Consider the following 20,492-nt stretch of genomic DNA (forward strand, 5'->3'; position numbering starts at 1 on the left):
ACATATAACAGTTACTTCAAGTTGTAGTTGATTCCCTATATATTTTTCGCTTTAATTAAGTTAAAAAGAAAAATAGGTGAACCTATGAAAATTGTATTGCGTAAAGAAACAAACATACCGTATTACAAGCAAATATATATGCAAATTGTTGACAGAATACAAAGTGGTATGCTTTCACATGGTGAATCTCTTCCTTCTTTACGTTGTATGGCCACAGATTTACAAATCAATGTATTAACAGTTCGTAAAGCGTATAAACAGTTAGAAACGAAAGGGTATATACGCATCGAACAAGGAAAAGGTGCTTACATATATAAACGGGTAAAGAAAGATTTCAAACCAATTCCGTATAAATGGCAACAAATGAAAACGATTAATGTTATGCGTTCTCAATATGCAATGAATAAGCACCGTAAATATTATAATTTTTCACAAGCAATTCTGTATCCTCGTCTGTTACCAAATCCATTTTTGGCAGATGAAATGCATAAATTGCTGGATAAAAATCCGATGTTGTTAGCAACTTATGGGCCAGTTCAAGGCGATTATGAATTGCGAGTTGAAATAGCAAATTACTTAAATGAACACCAGAAATTAGTGACAGACCCATCTCAATTATTAATTACAAGCGGCGCACAACAAGGAATTGATTTAATTGCTCAAACATTATTAAAACCTGGAGATATTGTATTAGTAGAAAGTCCATGTTACAGTGCTGCGCTTGATATTTTCATCAATAAAGGTGTTCAAATCATTCCCGTTTCTCTTGATAATCATGGAGTTCGCTCCGACTTAATTGATGATATTTGTCAAAGTAAAAATCCCGTTTTATTGTATACGAATCCCACCTTCCAGAATCCGACAGGTACAGTAATGAGTAAAGAACGAAGAATGGAACTTATAGAACTATCGGAGTTATATCAATTTTTTATTATTGAAGATGATTCTTTCGGAGAAATATATTTTGAGGATGCTATAATCCCGCCCCCAATCAAAAGTTTTGATAAGGATGGCCACGTAATATATATAAAAGGATTTAGTAAAACGTTAGCACCAGGACTGCGTATCGCGGCACTTATTGCCGATGGTCCTATTTTTGAATGGCTATATGCAGTAAAAGGTTCAATGGATATCGGTAGTCCTTTATTAACACAGAAGGCACTTCTACCGTTTTTACGTGCAGAACGTATGAAAAACCATTTAGAAAAATTACGTACAGCTTTACAAATGAGACGTGATTTAACAATTGATATATTATCGCCATTAAAAGAACTACACTTTGAAATACCAAATGGAGGTTTTAATTTATGGGTGACACTACCTGATTCGATAGATTCCTTTACCTTATTACAAAAAGCAAATGAAGTAGATGTCTCTTTTTTACCAGGAACAGCTTGTCTATTAAATTACGAAACAAATGATAACCAATTAAGAATTAGCTATTCAATGTTAAACGAGAAAGATATGGAAATTGGATTAGAAAAATTACACGATACAATACGAAACAGTATTTGTTCGAAGTAATATCACAATAGCTAACAATAAATAATACTCGAAAATGAAAATGTATAGTATGGGATATTATTTATTGTTGAGCTTTTTCGTTATTCTGAACAACCGGTTTTAAAACTTGTCTTTCTTTTAATTCTTCAACAATACCATATTGATCAATAATAATTGCTTTCATTTCCTCTCCTCCTTGCTGTTTATTTTAATAACATACAATTATTTCTCAAAATTTTTTGCCTTGAATTAACATATAATTATTTTTGGGGGTAATTATGCAAGAAGCATTATAAAGTGAAACTTTAATCAACTCTCGCCAATCGGGCTTTTTCGGGAAGTTGGTCCCCTCCCAACTTCTTTACTTTCCCTGAATTTTAAGATGGGACTCTTACTGCCCAGCAAATAGCGGGATGAATTCCACCACGAATCTTACACACATCTTAGAATCATCCAAAACTGTTTTATTGATCAAATTCAAAAGAAATGAGGCCTAACTATATGAGTGAAAAGATATTTAAAATAAACGGAATTGATATATGTACAGAAAGCTTTGGGAACCCTAAGAACCCTGCTATTTTATTAATTATGGGCGCTACATGTTCCATGGTTTATTGGGATGAAGAGTTTTGTGAGCTGTTGGCTAGTACGGGGAAGTTTGTTATTCGCTTTGATAACCGTGATGTTGGACGCTCTGTTGCCTATGAACCTAGAACTTCCAATTATACAGTAACAGATATGGCTGAAGATGCAATTGGAGTACTAGATGCTTATCATATTGATAAAGCTCACCTATTTGGTATGTCATTAGGTGGTATGATTGCTCAAATTGCCGCTGTAAAACATCCCGAAAGAATTTTGACGCTAACTTTACTAGCGACTAGTGTAATAGGATCTGATGACAATACTCGCGATTTACCTCCAATGGATGAAAGGATTTTAACACATCATGTAAATGGCACAAGTATAGATTGGACAAATAAAAATGATGTGGCAGAGTATTTAGTTTCAGGATCTCGTCTATTATGTGGATCAGAACGAATATTTGATGAAAATAGAGTTTATAAACAAGTAAAACAAGAAATAGAACGCGCAAACAATTTATTAAGTATGTTTAATCACGCTTTACTTCAAGGTGATGATGCATATGAAGGTGTACTTCAATCCATACAAGCACCTACATTAGTTATTCACGGAACAGACGATACAGCACTACCATTTGAACATGGCCTCGCACTAATTGATGAAATTCCAAACTCAGTACTATTAACCCTTAAAGGGGCAGGCCATGAAAACCATCCAGATGACTGGGAAAGCATAATTAATGCTGTTTCTAAACATACATCTAAAATTTAGATAAATAACTAATGGAAGGGTCACAAATTGTATTGTGCCCCTTCCATTTACAAACAAAACCCCATCACTGTATTCGTATGTATAGTGATGGGGACTTCTTATATTTTTCTATGTTTAAAAAAATGGACAATCTAATTGATCAACAGATTCCCATAATTTTTTTTTTGCATTTTCAGTGGATGTATTTGTGTCTAGTGTCATGTTTTTAAAAGGGTTTACTTCGACTTTTAATAAGGATGAAGGCTCCACATATAATGAGAAAACATGGCTGCTTGGTAAAGCTTTAGAAACGTCAATATCTCCTACTTGTTTGAATAGTTGCTGCGCAGCAAAGAAGAAGAAATTAGTTGGATTTGATTGTTTATTCAGCCACGCAAGCATTTCAGGTGATACCGATTTATGAATATTGATTTTTACTCGATCACCACGTTTATATCGCCTAGATCGCATACTTCCACCAACTAACTTATCGTTAAGTTTGTAAATCCTAACTCTTTTTGCTTATGCTCTCTATATTTTGGCGAACAAGTATAGACTAATAATCCTCGTGCATTTGTAAATAACGGATTATCTACAAAGATTACATTTTTGAGTCGTCCTTTTTGCTTTAAAATCATTTTTAAACTGTTTTTAATAATTACTGCACCCCCGCCATAAATAAACACGTATGGATCGTCTTTCATATCATCAATTTTATTTATAATATCTGTTGCAACACGCGCTGCTAAACCTAATAGCGCTGGCTGTGATTCCTCAACTAATAAGGTATTTCTCGGATGCTTATCATTTAAATAAATTTGATTGAATTCTGTAATACTATCAATCGTCTTAGTTGGATACTTCCGGTTCCATCTCGTAATGATTTGTAGTAACGTCTCTTTTACACCATAAGATAAACCTTTACTTAGTTGCGGACGGAAATTCACCCCTAATGAAACGACTTCTTCTGTCGTCCCTGCGCCAATATCAAAAGAGAGTAGAGTTTTATCTACAAAATCAATTTCAGAAACTTGATTTTGCTCACATTCTATTTTATGTTTCACAACATTTCCTTCTTCATCGTATACAATGCCCCACGTCCCAGAAGCACCCTCAGGCAGGCATTTACAATACTCAATTGAAACATTAATTGTCACATCGCGTCCGTTCGGATAATGAAAAATAACCTTATGATTTCCCATATAACGTTTTGCATTTTCAGCAGCTATTTCTTGTGTAATAAGCTGCATAGGAAGAGCGACAGATAAATCATAACGAATATTAATATGGCTAGAAGTTGGACTTTGACGCATAGCGCTTACCGCCAAACCTGATAGTATTGTAATAACCATTAACTCATCCGTTGACTTATTTGATTTCTTCTCTACCTCAGTACCTTTTAATTGATCTTGAATGACTTTTTCTCCAACGATGTATCGTACATTATTTAGCATTAACGATGGCGAACTTATAGTCACATCAATGTGGTTTTCTAATTCAGATAATGAAACATCTACCTCATCTAAGAGTCCTGTAGGCTCACCTATATATAAAGAATAAATACTCGGAATAAAAATAGGGTCTTGCCCTTTCACCATTAACTTCAAACCGTTGTTTCCTGCATCTGCACCAGCTTTTAAAAGTATAGACATAACTACCCCCTAAATTAATCTGACATCCCTTCCAAATATATGCGAGCCCATTCTTTTACATTCAAATGTATTGTAATTTTTTATTTATCATAAAACCAAAATATTGCATACTTACATATTTCGTGTAAAAAGTATTTGACATGATACTTTGCCAATTTTATACTTATATTTGTAAAGAGTTTTTTACAATCGAGGGGGCAATTATTTATTGAATACTAAAAAAACTATTTTTATAATCATTGTTTTAGCATTAATTGCAATACTAGTACATGGCACATATAAATACATAACTGAAGGTTCTATTTTGGGCGGTACGATTTTTGCTATTTCGTTAATACTTAGTAATTTAATTAATTACATTACTTGGGGAGATCCCCACGGTGTATCAGAAGAAAGTCAAGATGAAATGGGACAACAAATTACATATAAAAGCTTTAAAATTGCATATTTTGTGCTTGTAGTTGTAATGTTCCTTATATTAATCTTCTCTGAAGGATTTTCTATGGGGGCTAATTTAGATGGAGTAAAAAACCTCCCTCTGTTCATCGCAATTTGCTCTTCCTTCTTTATTTATCCTATTGTCGAACTCGTAGTTGACAAAACAATATAAATAAAAAGATGAGGTTTTCTACATGTAGAAAACCTCATCTTTTTATATTTACATACCCTCTACAATTGCTTTTAATTTGTTCACAGTCCGCCAATTCCTAACTGTAGCTGGTGTATGTAACTTCTGAAACTGGTTCATTAATTTAGAATTTCGAATGCTATTTTTGAAAAACAAATAAACGACTTTCTCATCTATATAGCAATCTTCAAGTTCACTTTTAAATATAAGCAATTGACTACTCTCTTCTTCAGAAAGTACATTAGCTAAAAAAGCAACATGAACACTTTCTCCTTCTAACAATGAATGAACTTCATACGGACATTGCTTAATAATATTTATAAATTCATCATGTGTTCTTAGCATGACTGGAACATCGAAATCAAATTCATTTTTTATTTCCGTTTGTATTCGGTCTTTTAGAAAGTTTATATCTTCCTTAGATTCGAACACGATATTACCACTCTGTATATACGTTTTCACTTGTTTTAACCCTATTGATTCAAACACTCGTTTTAACTCAGCCATTTTGATTACTTTATGTCCACCGACATTGATTCCTCTTAGTAATGCAATATAAAGTGTCATACTATTTCCCCCACAATAAAATGAACTTATCAATTGAATCGATTTCCCCACTCATATTTCTCGGATATTTGTTTTAATTCTTCTAACATATCATGAATAGATAATACCTCAAATAAAATAATATACTCACTTGAAAAATGGTGATGATAATGATTTGGTTTATAATCTTTTAAATCATTTTTATAACTCCAAGTTGAGATATTAAAAAATTCACAAACTAACACTGTAAGAAAAACTGCAATCCCAGTTTTAATCACTCTTCCCCCAACGATATTCCATTTTCTATCTTGATTCATTTTTTATATCCTTCATTTCTATTTCATTTTATATACATATATTGTATATTATTAAAATAAAAAAACCTACTACATGAATATTCAAGAGTAAGTTTTCTATCTCATTATTTCATTATAGACAAATGCATTATTATTTGTTGGCCTATTGGTCCCATTCTTCTAAAACCTTTATCTTGGAAGCCGACTTTTGCATATAAATTTTGTGCAGGAATATTTCTTTCATTCACAGCAAGTACAACTTCATTTTTTATTGGAAAATAACGTTTTACAAACTCGTCTAATAATAACAATGACTTTTTATCGTATCCCTTTATTTGTCTATTGTGATTTATAGAAAATGAGGTTAAAAGTAAAGCGTTTTTATTGTCTGTAAATTCCTGTACTCTATCGCCTGTTTGCAATGCGAAAAGACCCACCGGTACCCCATTGTAATCTAAAATAACAATCACATTTTTTGTACGATCACTTTTTGCTTTCTCCAGTAATGCGCTTGGATCTGATGTAAACTGAACTTGTTCACTTGGTAAAGTAAATGTTTGTATAACTTCTTTATATTTCTCCTTATACGGAACTAATTGAATTTCCCCTGTGTGTATGTTCATGCTAAACTCTCCCATTTTTTAGCTTATTAACTTATACCTTGCTGTGCTTTTGAATGCACTCTTCCATCTAAAAAGGTAATTTCAACAAATGAATTTGGATTGTTTCCTTTCCAAGCAAAAATTTGTTTAATTTGTGGAGAATGTTCTACCCCTTCTTCTATAAGTAAATCTCCTTCAAAACCAATTAAATCTTTCACTTCTGTATAAGTCATTCCTTCATTTATACTCGAGAAATAATTTATATTGATAGACTCTTTCTGTTGCCTTTCCATCACAGTAGAAGAAGTTGCTGTTTGATTTTTCACTTCTTTTCTCTGTTCACACGCTGTCATACTGAAACCTAAGCATAAACTAAACAATATACATGCGCTTTTTTTCATCATAACAGTTGTCCCTCCCCTCATAATTAAACCATATTTTCCCTTAAAAATAAACTGAATATTTAATATTATATTTAAAAACCTCGTACAATTAAGTACGAGGCTAATTTCATTTATTCAAATGATTATTTGATTGATCATTCTGTTCTTTTCTTAACTCTTGTTCTTCATCTTTTGGTAATTGTTTATCATTATCCTTAATTGGATTCGTTTCTCTATTTTCTATCATATCATTTGGAACTTGTGGCATTACTCGGCCCACAATAGCGGCTAATTCATCTAGTATACCTTCACCTGTTTTTCCTTTTTTTATTTGCTTTCCAATTTGTTTGAGGCGTTCATACGTATCAACATCTGCTACAACGACTGCATTAGCACCGTCAGGGTCATTTTTTAAACTTTCTGCAACAGAGTATTTAATTGATTCAACTCGAGTTCGATCAAGTTTTGCTTTTACATCAATACCTACAATAGCATATTTTCCAACAACGACCGCAGTTGCATCGTTCACACCTGGCACACTTGCAGCTAAAGATGCTAAATGGTCCGCTGCTTTTTCATTTGGTTTATTTGATTTGTTTGTATAGTTAACATTTTTCATCGAAACATTTTTTTGCTCTGGTTTTTCGTTTGGATTGTCCTTTTTTCCAATACTGCATCCAGTTATAAACAAGCAAAGCATCAACATATATATTAGGCTCTTCATTATTCTCACCACTTTACTATTAAAATTTAATCATAAATCTTTTCAACAGCTTGCATCTTCTTCACTTTTTCTTCTGCTCCGCTATTTGCATTAATGAAAATTTGGTACGTATCTTTCCCTAAAGTACCTACAAATTCATAGCAAAGTACTTCATTATGCAAATCATTTACTACGACAGCTTTACGTTCTTCCATAACTTTAACATCTGGATTGATTTTCTTTCTTGCTTCTGCTGCAGTTAGCTTTGCCGATGGAACTGTTCGCTTTTGATGTGACGCTAAATATTCTTTTGCGGAGAACCCAACGATAGAACCATCATCTAAAGCAATTTTCATTTGGATTGCTTCTGGATAAATTCGTACTCCATTTTCATTTACTACATACGTAAATACACCAACATTATCATATTGAGAGCTATCATAAAGCTCCATATTATTAAACTTATGGTCCTTTAAAAATTTCAAACCTTTACTTCCTGCATCGTTTAAACTAACTTTCTGTTCTTTAATTTCGCGGTTATTCATAACCCAAATTGGATATCCGCCTTTTCCGGTAATATCCATATAGAACTCATTGTTCGTTGCTTCATCTTTAATTTTCACACTATAGAAGGATTCTTTCGCACCTTTTCCACTTTTCTCTACATCTACTTTTTCATTTCCTTTTAAATTCAAAAACGATTTGGCAATTTTCGCCGCTTCATCTTTAGAAATCGCTTTTCCTTCTGCTTCAAATCCACCTTTTTTATTTTTTTGCGCACTAGTAAAGGTCGGTCCGAAGTTTGTAGAAGAATATGATGTTACGTTTTTCTCTACAGTTTTCAATCCATCAATAATTGTGTTATCTGCTGGATCACGATTTGATGCAAGTGCCATCTCAACATCCATCCAGCGTAAATTATTTTTCAAAACAAGATGTTGTACTTTTCTTAGTTCATCTTGTATATTTCCTGCATTTGAATATAAAGTTTCCAATGTTTTATATTCTTGATCATTTAACGGCTCTTTTTCTAAATCACGAATAGCCGCACGATAACTAAAATCACCGATATTCGCTAAAAATTCTTCCGTTTTATTAAAAGGCATTAACGTTAAAGGAAGTTGCCCTACATCCGAACGAGCTTCAGATGTTATTCTCCATACATCTGCTAATGCAGGTGATAAAGATGCACGTGAATTCATTGCAAGCGTTGTCCCGATTTTGTCGTGCAACAAATCAACCTCGTATGCTAAATCATGAAACGCACGTTGATAGCTATTTTCCGCTCGAATTAAAACCGCATTTTTCTCTTGGTGCTCTTTATAGCCCCAATACCCTGTTCCTACTACACCTACTGTTAATAATACAATGATAATACCTCGTAACATTGTCCCACCTCCGCTCTATTTACAGAAAATATGTTTACCGATTTTTTTAATTTGTGGACGAGTCCAAATCCATTTACTAGTCGCAGTATCTGGATTGAAATAATATAAAGCATTTCCTGTTGGATCCCATCCGTTAATCGCATCTAAAACTGCTTTTTTTGCTGTTTCATTTGGCGTTAAATATATTTGTCCATCGGCTACCGCTGTAAATGCTCTAGGCTCAAAGATTACACCTGAAACAGTATTTGGGAATGACGCACTTGTAACACGGTTCAAAATGACAGCAGCTACTGCAACTTGTCCTAAATATGGTTCACCGCGTGATTCTCCGTATACTGCGTTTGCCATAAGCTGAATATCATTTTGAGAATAACCGTTCGGCACATTTGTCCCTTTATTTTGAGGTGGTTTATTCTCTTGTGCAGTGCCACCACTATTTCCTTTATTCGTTGTCGTCCCTTTATTAGCAGTTGACTTGTCATACTTCGTTGCTTTCACGAGCATTTGCTTCGTTTTAGCTCCAGCTAAACCGTCAACGGGTAATCCGAATTTCTCTTGAAAATTCCGAAGTGCCCAATATGTACCCCATCCGAAAACACCATCCACTTTTCCCGTATAAAATCCGTTATATTTCAAACGAGATTGCAGTTCAATGACATCTTCGCCAGATGCCCCTCTTTGAATGACTTGATTAGAAAAAGCTTCTACATTCTTTAGTTGTATACTACTGACCATTAAAGACAGTCCTATGAACGCAAGTAAAACTGCTATTTTAAAAATAGCCTTTTTGTGCATAATTTTCCCTCCTTAATTACGGAAATGATTTCTTGGTTATGTTTTGTAAAAGCCTCGCTTTTATGTAAAGAAGACAAAAAAATCCAAACTCATATCGTTGAAAAAATATGTAAACAATATACAAAAAAGATAAAAGGAGTTCATCATGAAGAAATTGTTAAAGCGTGTCGCACTTGTCATTCTGTTCCTAACAACATGTTCAAATATATATACAGGCTCATCAATTGTTCATGCGCAGCCGCCGTATGCCAAATGGGGTAAGCTTGCCGTAGAAAAGACGAAAGAACAATACCCAAAAGCAGAAATTATTGACTATCTTCATATAGGTAGAAAACCAAAAACAGTTCAAATAACTGTTGAAAAATTTAAATTGTGGTTACGTGAGAACGGAAAAGAATACGGTGTTTTTGTTGATGTAGAATTTGAAACGAAGACGGAGAAATTTATAAAGTTGTCGTTTCAGAAGACGAGTAGATAAAGTGAAACTTTAATCAGTGGGGGTTTTGTTCATCTCCCACTAATCATCCGCCCTCACCAATCGGACTTTTACGGGCAGCCCGACAAATAGCTGGATAAAGTGAAACCCCCACTGTTAAAACAGACACAGTGGGGGTTCTTGCATTTCTAAAATTTTTCCCTAAAGTTTCGATTCCCTAAAAATCTTACCAATATACAAATAGAGCCAATTACAACTGCTATCCCTATACTGTATAAAAGTACTTTACCATACCCACCTATTCTTGGATCTAAAAACGGATATGGATACCAATTCACGATTGGGCCACGTATTAAGCTATATACAACGTAAAAACACGGGAATAAGAGCCAACTTGCAGATTGTTTCCAAGTGATTTTCTTAATAGGTGGATTTAAAATCCAATCTAAAAGCATTGCAATCGGCATGATATAATGTAGCACAGTATTTACCCATGGTATTGCCGTTTGAAGTGACTCTTCTAACCCTCTTAGTAACAAAAAATAAACGAGTCCTGTCGTAAGTATGTATACCGTTGCTGCACCACGAAGTATACTAAACTGTTCTGAGCGACCAAATGTAGCTGTTCCGATACTGCTTAAAAGGAGAATACATGCAACTAAAATGTTACTTTCGATAGTAAAGAAACTAAAAAAGTTAACTGGATTGAACGGTTTCACTTGTGCCCTGATTATGAATTGCGTAATAATGGCGCTACATACTAGAAGACTTAAACAGAATCTAAATAAAGATAAAATTTTTTCATCCTTCATACATTCCCTCCTTTTCTTATATATAATTAGAAATTCCCTGTACATGCTCAATAAATAGTTTTAATGGAACGAGCCCACGTTTTGGCATATGACTACTTATAATAGCTACTACTTCTAACTGAGGAATGATAACGATGTATTGTCCGCCGTATCCCATAGCGAAATATATACAATACGGTATGTGAAATCTTTCGGTATGTAATACCCACCAGTGATATCCATATGCGCCGACATGTTCATATGTTTCAAAATGCGCCCTACTTGACTCTTCTAACCATTTCGCTGATACAATTTCTTTTTCATTCCAATATCCATTTTGCAAACATAATTTTCCTAATTTTAATAAATCGGTAGATTTCATTTTCATACCGAAGCCGCCGACATATATACCCTGCGGATCTTGTTGCCACTCGTATTCGTTAATTTCTAATGGATTAAATAAATATTTCTTTGCAAACCGCTCTGTCGACATTCCAGTAGCTTCTTGAATAATATAGCTCAGTAAATGAGAAGAACCTGAATTATAATTCATTTTTGTAGCAGGTTCTTCAATTATTGGCTTTTCTAATATGTACTGTACCCAGTTCTCTGATTCTACAAAGTCATTTGGGAATACTACTCCATTCCCAAACTCTTTCCAGTCCTCACCAGTAGTCATTGTTAATAAGTAATATAGTGTTAAATTATGTTTTCCCCTAGGTACATTTTCAATCCACTCTGTGATCGGTGTATGTATATCATTTATATAGCCCTTATCAACTGCAATACCAATTAATAAAGATACGATACTTTTTGTAATCGAATTTATTTTATATAAGTTATTTGCACATTCGGGTGTTTTATAATATTCAGTTGTTAATTGTCCTTTTTGATAAACAAGAAATGTATTCACTTTTTTCTTTTCGAATTTATTTTCTAGTTGCTTGAAATCCAAAAACTTTACCTCCATTTAAATAGTTAATCCATTTATTATATCTTGTTCCTTCATTTTAAACATAATTGTGCTCAAATAAAAATAAACCTGTCAGCCATAATGAACTGACAGGTTTATTTTTATAATTTCGTACGAACATTCCAAAGCTCTGGGAAGAATTGTTGATCAAGTACTCGCTTTAAATAAGAAACACCGGAGGATCCACCTGTACCCATTTTATGTCCAATAATTCTTTCTACTGTTTTCATATGACGGAAACGCCATTGTTGTAGCCAGTCTTCAATATCAATCAATTTTTCAGCAAGCTGATATAAATTCCAATATTTTTTCACATCCGCATACACTTCTAACCATGCTGCTTCTACTGTTGCATCTTCTTCATAAGGCTGCGTAATATCACGGTTTAACACATCTTTATGAATAGGGAATCCTTCTTTTACTAATGCTTGAATCGCGACATCATATAGACTTGGTGCATGTAGCGCTTTATGAAGTCGTGCATGTAATTCTGGATCCTTTTCATAAATTTTTAATGCATGTGGCGTTTTATAGCCAAGTGCATACTCAATCATACGATATTGATACGATTGAAAACCTGAAGCTTGACCGAGTGAATCACGAAACTCAATATATTCTGATGGTGTTAATGTCGCAAGAATATCCCAAGATTGAATAATTTGAGACTGAATTTTTGATACACGTGCTAACATTTTAAAAGCTGGTTGTAATTTATCTTGTTTAATAGATTCAATCGCCGCATTTAGCTCATGTAAAATGAGCTTCATCCAAAGCTCACTTGCTTGGTGAATAACGATAAATAACATTTCATCATGATGGTCTGATAATCTTTTTTGAGAAGATAATAAACTATCTAATTGTAAATACTCCCCATACGTCATATTCTCTTTAAAATCCGTATGAATCCCTTTTTCCATAATCACTTTTTCATTTTCTTTCATATTAGCCAAACGCCCCTTTTATATGATTCTACTTATATTGGTCTAATAACGGCTCGAACTGGACTTCCATCCGCATCAGTTAATGCAAGTGGTAATGCAATCAATTCATAATCACCGTCTGCTACATGATCTAGTACGACATTTTCTAAAATATGAATTCCATGTTTAAATAATTGATGATGCGCTGCTAATTCTTTATCATCTAATGGATCAACTGATGGTACATCTACTCCAATTAAACGTATTCCTTTTTCTGAAAGAAACGGCGCTATATCAGCACGTAAATGAGGGATCACAACTGGAAATTCTTCAGCTTTCCCATGTGAAGATGTACGTAATAATAATCGTTCTACACCTTCTAAGTGAAAACTTTCTAGTTCTTTTTTTCCGATGCTTTCAAGATTAGAAACGTCAATAATCCGTGCTGGGCCAACATAAACTTGAACATCTAAATCTAATACTTTCTTTCCATCATTATCAAAATGAAATGGTGCATCAATATGAGTACCTGTATGAATACTCATCGTTAACTTTCCTACATTTACCGAGCCACTTTCTTCTTTTGACCATGAAACTTCATATGAGAACGGTGTGTCTCCTGGCCACGTTGCAATATCATTATTTAGCGGTTGTGAAATATCAATCCACTCTGATGTTTTCATGCTTATGCCACAACCTCTCGCTTATTTTCAAACTGTTTATACTCTTCTTCTTTCATAATTTTCTTTAATATTTGTACAGATTTCCACACTTCTTCATATGTGTTATATAAAGCGACCGGCGCCAGTCTTACTCCATTAGGTGCTCGGAAATCAGGGATTACTCCATTTGCTTTTAGTGCTTTACATATACGTGCTGCTTCTGCATGCTCTAAATATATGTGCCCCCCACGTTTTTCATCCTCTAATGGATTTCCAATTGTAAATCCGAAATCTTTTAATTCGTGATCAATTAAATTCATCATATATCTTGTAATGTGTAAAGATTTTTCGCGTAAACGTTCAATACCAGCATCTTTGAAAATTTCAAGTGAACCAATTAACGGTGCTGTACTTAATACGTGAGGTGTACCAATTTGATAAGCACCCGCATGATCAGCAGCTGTTAATGTATGCTCCATATCAAACTGCTTATCTTTTCTAGAACTAAACCATCCAGACAACCCTGGCAGTCTATTAAAATGTTTACTATTTACATAAATTCCTGCAACGCCACCAGGTCCTGCATTTAAATATTTATAATTACACCAAATGGCGAAATCAACATCCCATTCTTTGAAAAAATGTGGAATAGAACCGATTGAATGACATAAATCGAATCCGATATGAATGCCGCGTTTATGAGCTTCCGTTGTTAAACGTTTCATATCAAGAATTTGACCACTTCTATATAAAACAGAAGGTAATAAAATTAAAGCGATATCATCTTCCATCGCATGAATAATATCTTCTTCAGAAAGTGTTCTACCATCTCGGCTTTTCACTCTTACTAAATGCTCATCTGGATCTAATCCTTTTAAACGAATTTGACTTTGAAGTGCATATATATCTGACGGGAATGTTAATTCATCCGCAAGAATTTTTGTACGTATTCCTTTCGGCTCATAAAATGTGGCAATCACTTGGTGTATATTTGTCGTCGTGGAACCGGTTACAATAGTTTCTTCTGGTAAAGCTCCAATAAGAGGTGCAGTCAACTCACCTAATTTCTCCGAGAGAAAAAACCAAGGATGCTCACCCTCTGTCCAGCCGTCAATGCCATACTCTTTCCATGAATCTAGCAAAGTAAGTAACGATTTCTCTGCTCTTTTTGAAAGTAGTCCTAATGAGTTTCCATCTAAATATATCGTTCCTTCTTTTTTATAGAATTCAGTTTGAAAATCTTTCAGTTCATCATGTTTATCACATTCAAGCGCATATTCATAATTCGGTTGAAATGGTTCTTTATACATGGTGTCACCTTCTCTTAATTTTCTTTTTATTCTAACTAATTGAAATATATCACCTCAATTGATACGACGTCAATGATATTATGTCAGTTGACTTTATATATGAATTTCTTTTACAATACAGTTATATTTTCAGATATTTCAGTATAAAGAGGTGATTCTTTGAAAAACAGTACCCTTTCATCAAGAAAACACCGCTCCTTAGAAACCAAGAAGAAACTATTACACTCTGGTTACACTATTTTTATAAATAATGGATTTCAAAAAACGACAATTACACAAATTATTAAACATGCAGAAACTGGTTACGGAACAGCATATGTATACTTCAAAAACAAAGATGATCTCCTAATTAGTTTAATGGAAGATGTTATGAATCGTTTTTATAATATCGCTGAACGCTCTTTTTCTCCACAAACAAAAGAGGAAGCACGTATAATGATCCAAAATCAAGTTAGAGCATTCCTGCAATTAGCAGATGAAGAACGCGCTATTTTGCAAGTTGTAGAGGAAGCGATAGGATTATCAAGAGAAATACGGCAAAAATGGGATGAGATTCGGGAACGTTTTATAACAAGCATTAAACAGGATATTACTTACTCTCAAGAAAGTGGATTAGCACAACCTAATTTAAATAAAGAGATTGTAGCACGCGGTTGGTTCGCGATGAATGAATCGTTTCTTTGGACTATTATGCAAAATGACAAAAAGATTAAATTAGAGGAAATTGTGTATACGTTAACGGAGATGTATACGACCGGGTTATATAAATAGCACACCTTCAATAAATAAGGTGTGCTATTTTACATCTATAAAAATATATTATCCGGGTATGGTAGTGCTAAAGGAGGCTTTTCAGAAAATGAGAAATATTGTAGTTTTAAAGATTCACCATCTATCGATTTCAGTTTTCCACTAGTAATTTCACATTCAAACACAACAACAATATATTCTACTTGATCGCCATTCGGATATATATGACGGAACCTTTCCCCTCCAAATACCCCTTTTTGTTTTTTTACTTGTACTTTCAATCCTGTTTCTTCCCATACTTCCCGAATTACTGCTTCTTCTGGAGTTTCTCCAGGTTCAATTGCTCCAGCTGGCAAACTCCAGTATTCTCCACCAGGATATTGAAATAAGATTTTCCCTTGCTCATTTTTAATAACAGCAGCTATACTCGGTATTAGAATTAGTTCACAGCCTAATTGCTCACGGATTTTTTTATAATATAGCGACATCGACATATAATTCTCTCCCACTCCAATAATAAACAACTGTATTTTCTGACACCTATTGTATAATAATACCAATAGCAATTTCTATATAGAAAGGATAAGAAAATGACCCAAGTACAACTAGTAAATAGCTTCCTATCGACAAAACAGCCTACTAGCTTAAAGTTTTTAAATGAGCTTATTAAAGCTCATCAAGAAAAAGTAAAGTGGGAAACTCTTACTAAAATAATCGACTAGGAAAAAGGTAATGAAACAGGTAATTATTTCCCTTCCATTGAGACATACATAAACCGCATTACAACAAAAGGTCTGGGCGGCACTTGTTGGACGCACTCGATTGGATTCCATTGGTTATTATCAAATCTTGGTTTTGATGTTCATTATATGTATATGGACCCCGGACATTTATGCTTACAAGTTAACTTAGACAAACCTTACTATGTCGATGTTGGTTACTGCGCGCCTTTATTCCAAGCTTACCCACTTTATGAATCTTTTCAAGTAAGTAATGTAAGAGAAACTTTCACTTATGAAATCTCAAATAATAGTATTGAAATTACTAGAAATCCAGGTCCCACAAAAACCTTACACACAGAACCAATACACTTATCAAGTATGAAAGAACTTATTTCAAGGTCTAACGATTGGCGTACATCTCCTGTACTAAAGAAAATTCAAATTTTCGGTTATATCGATGGCATTCCAACTTCTATAAATGATAATGTTTTAAAACAATATTTCCAAGGTAAGAAAAAAGAACATAACCTTACCTCTTTTGAACTTACTTATTGGATAACAGAAAGATTTCGTATTGATCAAGAAATATTTGAACGAGCTATTAAAATTTTCAATGAAAAATCTTCAAATAATAAAAACGTTACTCAATCCTTTGAGTAACGTTTTTCTCTTAATATGTCTTTAATATTAATTTTCTTTATTATAAGCAGCTTCTACACATTCTGCTAGACGTTCCATTTGTTCTATAGTTAAACCTCGTGAAATCCAGCCTGTTAACTTATACATCATTTTATAATAAAAATTACTAGGTTCATATTCTGAAATTAATGTTAGTGCTGTACCTTCCTCATCTTCTTCTAACATATAAGTCATTGCTGAATATCCTTGCTTCATTTCACTACCAAGTGAAATAATATGCGGTGCATCGTATTCAAGGATTTCTACTTCAGCCTCGAATATTTTCTTACCGACTTTTTGAACAGTAATATATTTATCTCCTACACGTGGATTCTCTTTATCCATATTTGAAGGATAGCGATTTTCTATTATAAACGTATTCCATTCTTTTATTTTTTCATCTTCTATTATGTAGTCACATACAACATCCAATGGTGCTTTTATTACTATTTCAATTGCAAAACTCATTATAATGCCCCTCTCAAATACCCTATCCATTTCTATTTTAACTAAATCATTATGCCATATTTTATATAGTGAAATACAAGTAGAATTTCAACTTTTTATTGTGAGGGGGATTCAATAAATAATCATTTTTTATTAATTTAAAAACTTATTCATATAAAATATTTTATTAAAGATACAACAATTAAAAACAAAGCCACGAGTAGTAAAGCAATTCCTATACTTCTATTTTCTTTTCCGTTATTTTTTAAATTTTGCACGCCTAAGCTAACTAACATAGACCCTAAAAGCGTTTGTAAAATTAGCATACTCAGTTCCGAAGTATCATTCCAACTATAAATGGAATACCCCATTATAATAATTGCAAGTAAAACAGTTACGATCCTATTCATACGCAAACCCTCCCTTTTTAAAAAGAAACCGCTAAGTTTTCTTAGCGGTTTTATTAACAATTTATATTTAGTAAATGTGCTTTTCATGAATTTGATATAAGTCAAAAGAATTTCCTGTCCAATATAACTACGCATGTTAGCCCACTTTTTCTTTATTCAGTCTACTTACAATTCCAACAATAAATTTATATTCAACCCTTCTCTTCTTATCTTTCTTAAAACCCTCTTTCGTATCAAAAATAAAACAAGTTTTCCGAAACCAAATACGTACGTATAATGACTCAAAATAAATAGGTTTTATAATACCTCGTTCTTCAAATTCAGTCCCATCTTTATTTTCAGTTTCCGTTCGAACAAACCACCTATTCCCGATTCCAATTTCAATGTACTTCACACACTAACCTCCATTAGGAAATTTCCCTTCTAACAATTCTATTATTTCCCCGGTAAGCGCACATTCCGACAGAACATGAGCCCACAAAGAAAAAGTAGATTGCAAAAATCTACTTTATAACTTATATTTTTGCATTCGTTTATAAAATGTACTACGGGGTACATTTAATAGTTTTGCAGCTAACGAAACATTTCCATTTGTCTTTTGTAATGCTTCAATCATGCTATCACGCTGTATTTTTTCGCGAAAATGTAATGTATGTTCTGTTTTATTTTCAGCTTGCAACTCAAGTTGTTCTTGATTTCCCATCATTGTTTGTATCAAAAAAACGACTTGTTTTTCGCATATTTCCCGTCCTTGCGACAAAATGTAAATACGTTCTAATACATTTACTAGTTCCCGAATATTTCCGGGCCATGTATGTTGTAAAAATTGATTGTATATACTCTTTGGAAATACAACATTCCAATTCTTCCGTTCGCAAAAGTGTTGTATAAAATATGGGATATCCTCTTTTCTTTCTATTAACGATGGAACATATAACGGATAAACGTGCAAACGATAATATAAATCTTGACGGAATTTCCCTTCTTCTACTAACCGTAGTAAATCTTTATGTGTGGCAGTAATAATACGAATATTTACTGGTACCAATTTTGAACTCCCAATTGGAGTTATTGTGCGTTCTTGTAAAACACGCAATAATGCTACTTGCATCTCTGGTGGTACTTCACCAATTTCATCTAAAAATAATGTTCCTCCGTTTGCTTGTTCAAATTTCCCTTTATACCCTCGGCGCCGCGCACCTGTAAATGCACCTTCAGCATAACCGAACAATTCACTTTCCATTAATTCTTTAGGCAAAGAACCGCAGTTAACAGCTATAAAGGGCCCGTCTTTTCTTGGACTATTTTCATGAATCGCTCTCGCGACATATTCCTTTCCTACTCCTGTCTCACCACATACATACACACTAGCATCAGTCGGTGAAACAAGCTTAATTTCTTCTAGTGTGTGTTGAAATGCTCTGCTTGTCCCGGTAACTCCTGGAAAAGTAATTCCTTTTATAAATGTGAAAGTAGAATATGTATTCATTTGTTTGTTTTCCTTTAAATACATACATTTCCCAATCATTCTTTCATTACTATATACCGGTATCTCTAATTTAGTTTCCAATCCATGGTGCATTAACTCTTCAACTTTCATTCTTGACCAATTATTTATTCGTTCACGAACGCTCTTACTCGCAGAAACGATAACATCACGATGATTACAAATAACTACTTGTTCATCACTATCAATAACATCTAAAAAACGATGAATTAAGTGTAATTCATTTTGATGAACTCTTATGCTACATTCACGTTCTATCGCATGTGCAATTGAAGTTACCATACCGAGCATATATGGATGCGAAAATTCAATTGGACACGAGAAATCTAGAACACCAATTAATTTCCCATCATCATTATGAATGGGAGCAGCCGCACAACTCCAGCTATGAGATGCCACGGTATAATGTTCAGTACCACTTATCATAATAGCTTCTTCAATTTCTAGCGCTGTTCCAATTGCATTTGTGCCAACAGCTGCTTCCGTCCATTTTACACCTTCAATAAAATTAATATGTTTCGCTCGCTTTAACGTTTGTTTATTTCCACTTAACGATAGAACATAACCATCTGGATCGATTAATAATGCCATCATTTGTAATTCATCAATGGTTTTTCTCATATTTTGTATTTGAGGTAATGCTATATTAAGGAAAATTTCACTCTTTTTCTTTTGTTCTTGAAAAAAAACAGAAGACAAAATTTTCTGACCTTTACTCATATGAGGATTCACATTTGCTTGTTTACATCGGTACCATGATTCTGAAATTCTTTCGTTTATACGGTTCGAATCAAGGACTCCTTCATCAATAAACTTTTTCCATGTATGTAAGTAAAACGGTGAAGCTAACATTGTATCATCTCCCTTTTAATTGTTTTGGAGATTTATAAAACATACTTTTATTATAAAACTGAATAAAAGCGTTTTCAATAAAACTAGCAAGACGACACAAATATGTTAATAATTTGAATATCCTAATGCATTTCTTTATTCTTTTTTAGTAGCACTATATTTTGTATAATGGACGCAAAGAAAATACATAACCAAAACCACTT

The 20,492-nt window shown here is 33.5% G+C and carries 22 protein-coding genes and 3 pseudogenes; 6 read left to right on the forward strand and 19 right to left on the reverse strand.

Annotated elements, in window-relative coordinates:
* The first annotated feature begins 84 nt into the window (after window positions 1-84).
* Window positions 85-1,524 carry a MocR-like pyridoxine biosynthesis transcription factor PdxR gene (gene pdxR / locus HMPREF1014_RS13670; protein WP_000706792.1) on the forward strand — a complete coding sequence of 480 codons (1,440 nt, stop codon included), beginning with the start codon at window positions 85-87 and terminating at the stop codon, window positions 1,522-1,524.
* A gap of 480 nt (window positions 1,525-2,004) precedes the next feature.
* Window positions 2,005-2,859 carry a BCA family alpha/beta fold macrolide esterase gene (mleBCA, locus tag HMPREF1014_RS13680; RefSeq protein ID WP_001290774.1) on the forward strand — a complete coding sequence of 285 codons (855 nt, stop codon included), beginning with the start codon at window positions 2,005-2,007 and terminating at the stop codon, window positions 2,857-2,859.
* Window positions 2,860-2,973: 114 nt separating this feature from the next.
* Here mleBCA and HMPREF1014_RS13685 read toward each other — a convergent pair whose 3' ends face one another.
* Together HMPREF1014_RS13685 and HMPREF1014_RS13690 are read right to left on the reverse strand one after the other, a co-directional pair.
* Window positions 2,974-3,309 (reverse strand): hypothetical protein, encoded by a 336-nt coding sequence (locus tag HMPREF1014_RS13685; protein ID WP_001257760.1) that lies wholly within the window; start codon window positions 3,307-3,309, stop codon window positions 2,974-2,976.
* An 11-nt stretch (window positions 3,310-3,320) separates the two neighbouring features.
* Entirely contained in the window at window positions 3,321-4,490 is a 1,170-nt protein-coding gene (locus HMPREF1014_RS13690; protein WP_000025622.1) for a ParM/StbA family protein, read from the reverse strand.
* Window positions 4,491-4,698: 208 nt separating this feature from the next.
* Between HMPREF1014_RS13690 and HMPREF1014_RS13695 the strand changes: the two are divergent.
* Window positions 4,699-5,104: pseudogene (locus HMPREF1014_RS13695) on the forward strand (hypothetical protein).
* 44 nt (window positions 5,105-5,148) lie between these two features.
* On the opposite strand, the gene HMPREF1014_RS13700 reads toward HMPREF1014_RS13695, so the two are convergent.
* The 7 genes and pseudogenes from HMPREF1014_RS13700 to sleB all read right to left on the reverse strand — a co-directional run bounded on the left by HMPREF1014_RS13700 (window position 5,149) and on the right by sleB (window position 9,831).
* Entirely contained in the window at window positions 5,149-5,685 is a 537-nt protein-coding gene (locus HMPREF1014_RS13700; protein WP_000177397.1) for a DUF1697 domain-containing protein, read from the reverse strand.
* A gap of 224 nt (window positions 5,686-5,909) precedes the next feature.
* Window positions 5,910-5,981 (reverse strand): annotated as a pseudogene (locus tag HMPREF1014_RS32600) (hypothetical protein); the annotation flags it as partial.
* A gap of 104 nt (window positions 5,982-6,085) precedes the next feature.
* The gene (locus tag HMPREF1014_RS13710; protein ID WP_157466025.1) at window positions 6,086-6,598 is read right to left on the reverse strand and encodes a GNAT family N-acetyltransferase; all 513 of its coding nucleotides are present in this window, start codon (window positions 6,596-6,598) and stop codon (window positions 6,086-6,088) included.
* Window positions 6,599-6,609: 11 nt separating this feature from the next.
* Window positions 6,610-6,966 (reverse strand): hypothetical protein, encoded by a 357-nt coding sequence (locus HMPREF1014_RS13715; protein ID WP_000976448.1) that lies wholly within the window; start codon window positions 6,964-6,966, stop codon window positions 6,610-6,612.
* A gap of 106 nt (window positions 6,967-7,072) precedes the next feature.
* On the reverse strand, window positions 7,073-7,669 hold the full coding sequence (locus HMPREF1014_RS13720; RefSeq protein WP_033689706.1) for a YhcN/YlaJ family sporulation lipoprotein: 597 nt from the start codon (window positions 7,667-7,669) through the stop codon (window positions 7,073-7,075).
* Between the two features lie 26 nt (window positions 7,670-7,695).
* The gene (gene ypeB, locus HMPREF1014_RS13725; protein WP_000943710.1) at window positions 7,696-9,036 is read right to left on the reverse strand and encodes a germination protein YpeB; all 1,341 of its coding nucleotides are present in this window, start codon (window positions 9,034-9,036) and stop codon (window positions 7,696-7,698) included.
* Between the two features lie 15 nt (window positions 9,037-9,051).
* Window positions 9,052-9,831 (reverse strand): spore cortex-lytic enzyme, encoded by a 780-nt coding sequence (sleB, locus tag HMPREF1014_RS13730; RefSeq protein ID WP_000549033.1) that lies wholly within the window; start codon window positions 9,829-9,831, stop codon window positions 9,052-9,054.
* A 145-nt stretch (window positions 9,832-9,976) separates the two neighbouring features.
* On the opposite strand from sleB, the gene HMPREF1014_RS13735 reads away from it, so the two are divergent.
* Window positions 9,977-10,309: a DUF3889 domain-containing protein gene (locus HMPREF1014_RS13735; RefSeq protein WP_000734903.1), complete on the forward strand. Its 333-nt coding sequence runs from the start codon at window positions 9,977-9,979 to the stop codon at window positions 10,307-10,309.
* A gap of 146 nt (window positions 10,310-10,455) precedes the next feature.
* Here the strand turns inward: HMPREF1014_RS13735 and HMPREF1014_RS13740 are convergent, their stop codons facing one another.
* From HMPREF1014_RS13740 to kynU, 5 genes are all read right to left on the reverse strand, one after another.
* Window positions 10,456-11,079, reverse strand: coding sequence for a Pr6Pr family membrane protein (locus tag HMPREF1014_RS13740; protein ID WP_000650950.1), 624 nt, complete (start codon window positions 11,077-11,079; stop codon window positions 10,456-10,458).
* Between the two features lie 16 nt (window positions 11,080-11,095).
* Window positions 11,096-12,013 carry a serine hydrolase domain-containing protein gene (locus tag HMPREF1014_RS13745; RefSeq protein ID WP_000346266.1) on the reverse strand — a complete coding sequence of 306 codons (918 nt, stop codon included), beginning with the start codon at window positions 12,011-12,013 and terminating at the stop codon, window positions 11,096-11,098.
* A 119-nt stretch (window positions 12,014-12,132) separates the two neighbouring features.
* Window positions 12,133-12,972, reverse strand: coding sequence for a tryptophan 2,3-dioxygenase (gene kynA, locus HMPREF1014_RS13750; protein WP_000661957.1), 840 nt, complete (start codon window positions 12,970-12,972; stop codon window positions 12,133-12,135).
* Between the two features lie 32 nt (window positions 12,973-13,004).
* Entirely contained in the window at window positions 13,005-13,634 is a 630-nt protein-coding gene (gene kynB, locus HMPREF1014_RS13755) for an arylformamidase (RefSeq protein WP_000858062.1), read from the reverse strand.
* Between the two features lie 2 nt (window positions 13,635-13,636).
* Window positions 13,637-14,923, reverse strand: coding sequence for a kynureninase (gene kynU / locus HMPREF1014_RS13760; RefSeq protein WP_000276258.1), 1,287 nt, complete (start codon window positions 14,921-14,923; stop codon window positions 13,637-13,639).
* Between the two features lie 159 nt (window positions 14,924-15,082).
* Between kynU and HMPREF1014_RS13765 the strand changes: the two genes are divergently transcribed.
* Window positions 15,083-15,694 carry a TetR/AcrR family transcriptional regulator gene (locus tag HMPREF1014_RS13765; protein WP_000798538.1) on the forward strand — a complete coding sequence of 204 codons (612 nt, stop codon included), beginning with the start codon at window positions 15,083-15,085 and terminating at the stop codon, window positions 15,692-15,694.
* A gap of 35 nt (window positions 15,695-15,729) precedes the next feature.
* Here HMPREF1014_RS13765 and HMPREF1014_RS13770 read toward each other — a convergent pair whose 3' ends face one another.
* Window positions 15,730-16,167: an NUDIX hydrolase gene (locus HMPREF1014_RS13770; protein WP_000062913.1), complete on the reverse strand. Its 438-nt coding sequence runs from the start codon at window positions 16,165-16,167 to the stop codon at window positions 15,730-15,732.
* 96 nt (window positions 16,168-16,263) lie between these two features.
* On the opposite strand from HMPREF1014_RS13770, the pseudogene HMPREF1014_RS13775 reads away from it, so the two are divergent.
* Window positions 16,264-17,055 (forward strand): annotated as a pseudogene (locus tag HMPREF1014_RS13775) (arylamine N-acetyltransferase).
* Between the two features lie 27 nt (window positions 17,056-17,082).
* Here the strand turns inward: HMPREF1014_RS13775 and HMPREF1014_RS13780 are convergent.
* The 4 genes from HMPREF1014_RS13780 to HMPREF1014_RS13795 all read right to left on the reverse strand — a co-directional run bounded on the left by HMPREF1014_RS13780 (window position 17,083) and on the right by HMPREF1014_RS13795 (window position 20,289).
* A complete protein-coding gene (locus HMPREF1014_RS13780) occupies window positions 17,083-17,541 on the reverse strand; it encodes an SRPBCC family protein (protein WP_000006408.1) in 459 nt (152 codons plus the stop codon).
* Between the two features lie 149 nt (window positions 17,542-17,690).
* On the reverse strand, window positions 17,691-17,930 hold the full coding sequence (locus tag HMPREF1014_RS31285) for a DUF3953 domain-containing protein (protein ID WP_001080077.1): 240 nt from the start codon (window positions 17,928-17,930) through the stop codon (window positions 17,691-17,693).
* Between the two features lie 136 nt (window positions 17,931-18,066).
* A complete protein-coding gene (locus HMPREF1014_RS13790) occupies window positions 18,067-18,324 on the reverse strand; it encodes a DUF3977 family protein (RefSeq protein ID WP_000873842.1) in 258 nt (85 codons plus the stop codon).
* A gap of 114 nt (window positions 18,325-18,438) precedes the next feature.
* Window positions 18,439-20,289, reverse strand: a complete 1,851-nt coding sequence (locus HMPREF1014_RS13795) for a sigma-54-dependent Fis family transcriptional regulator (RefSeq protein ID WP_000881385.1) — start codon at window positions 20,287-20,289, stop codon at window positions 18,439-18,441.
* Between the last annotated feature and the right edge of the window lie 203 nt (window positions 20,290-20,492).

The sequence above is a fragment of the Bacillus sp. 7_6_55CFAA_CT2 genome (assembly GCF_000238655.1).
Taxonomy (GTDB): domain Bacteria; phylum Bacillota; class Bacilli; order Bacillales; family Bacillaceae_G; genus Bacillus_A; species Bacillus_A cereus.

Coding starts and splice junctions, on each gene's coding strand:
- HMPREF1014_RS13795 (WP_000881385.1), bottom strand. CDS start 20,289: ATGTTAGCTTCACCGTTTTACTTACATACATGGAAAAAGTTTATTGAT.
- HMPREF1014_RS13710 (WP_157466025.1), bottom strand. CDS start 6,598: ATGGGAGAGTTTAGCATGAACATACACACAGGGGAAATTCAATTAGTT.
- pdxR (WP_000706792.1), top strand. CDS start 85: ATGAAAATTGTATTGCGTAAAGAAACAAACATACCGTATTACAAGCAA.
- HMPREF1014_RS31285 (WP_001080077.1), bottom strand. CDS start 17,930: ATGAATAGGATCGTAACTGTTTTACTTGCAATTATTATAATGGGGTAT.
- mleBCA (WP_001290774.1), top strand. CDS start 2,005: ATGAGTGAAAAGATATTTAAAATAAACGGAATTGATATATGTACAGAA.
- kynB (WP_000858062.1), bottom strand. CDS start 13,634: ATGAAAACATCAGAGTGGATTGATATTTCACAACCGCTAAATAATGAT.
- kynU (WP_000276258.1), bottom strand. CDS start 14,923: ATGTATAAAGAACCATTTCAACCGAATTATGAATATGCGCTTGAATGT.
- HMPREF1014_RS13720 (WP_033689706.1), bottom strand. CDS start 7,669: ATGAAGAGCCTAATATATATGTTGATGCTTTGCTTGTTTATAACTGGA.
- kynA (WP_000661957.1), bottom strand. CDS start 12,972: ATGAAAGAAAATGAAAAAGTGATTATGGAAAAAGGGATTCATACGGAT.
- HMPREF1014_RS13735 (WP_000734903.1), top strand. CDS start 9,977: ATGAAGAAATTGTTAAAGCGTGTCGCACTTGTCATTCTGTTCCTAACA.
- HMPREF1014_RS13700 (WP_000177397.1), bottom strand. CDS start 5,685: ATGACACTTTATATTGCATTACTAAGAGGAATCAATGTCGGTGGACAT.
- HMPREF1014_RS13780 (WP_000006408.1), bottom strand. CDS start 17,541: ATGAGTTTTGCAATTGAAATAGTAATAAAAGCACCATTGGATGTTGTA.
- HMPREF1014_RS13715 (WP_000976448.1), bottom strand. CDS start 6,966: ATGATGAAAAAAAGCGCATGTATATTGTTTAGTTTATGCTTAGGTTTC.
- HMPREF1014_RS13740 (WP_000650950.1), bottom strand. CDS start 11,079: ATGAAGGATGAAAAAATTTTATCTTTATTTAGATTCTGTTTAAGTCTT.
- ypeB (WP_000943710.1), bottom strand. CDS start 9,036: ATGTTACGAGGTATTATCATTGTATTATTAACAGTAGGTGTAGTAGGA.
- sleB (WP_000549033.1), bottom strand. CDS start 9,831: ATGCACAAAAAGGCTATTTTTAAAATAGCAGTTTTACTTGCGTTCATA.
- HMPREF1014_RS13690 (WP_000025622.1), bottom strand. CDS start 4,490: ATGTCTATACTTTTAAAAGCTGGTGCAGATGCAGGAAACAACGGTTTG.
- HMPREF1014_RS13685 (WP_001257760.1), bottom strand. CDS start 3,309: ATGCGATCTAGGCGATATAAACGTGGTGATCGAGTAAAAATCAATATT.
- HMPREF1014_RS13770 (WP_000062913.1), bottom strand. CDS start 16,167: ATGTCGATGTCGCTATATTATAAAAAAATCCGTGAGCAATTAGGCTGT.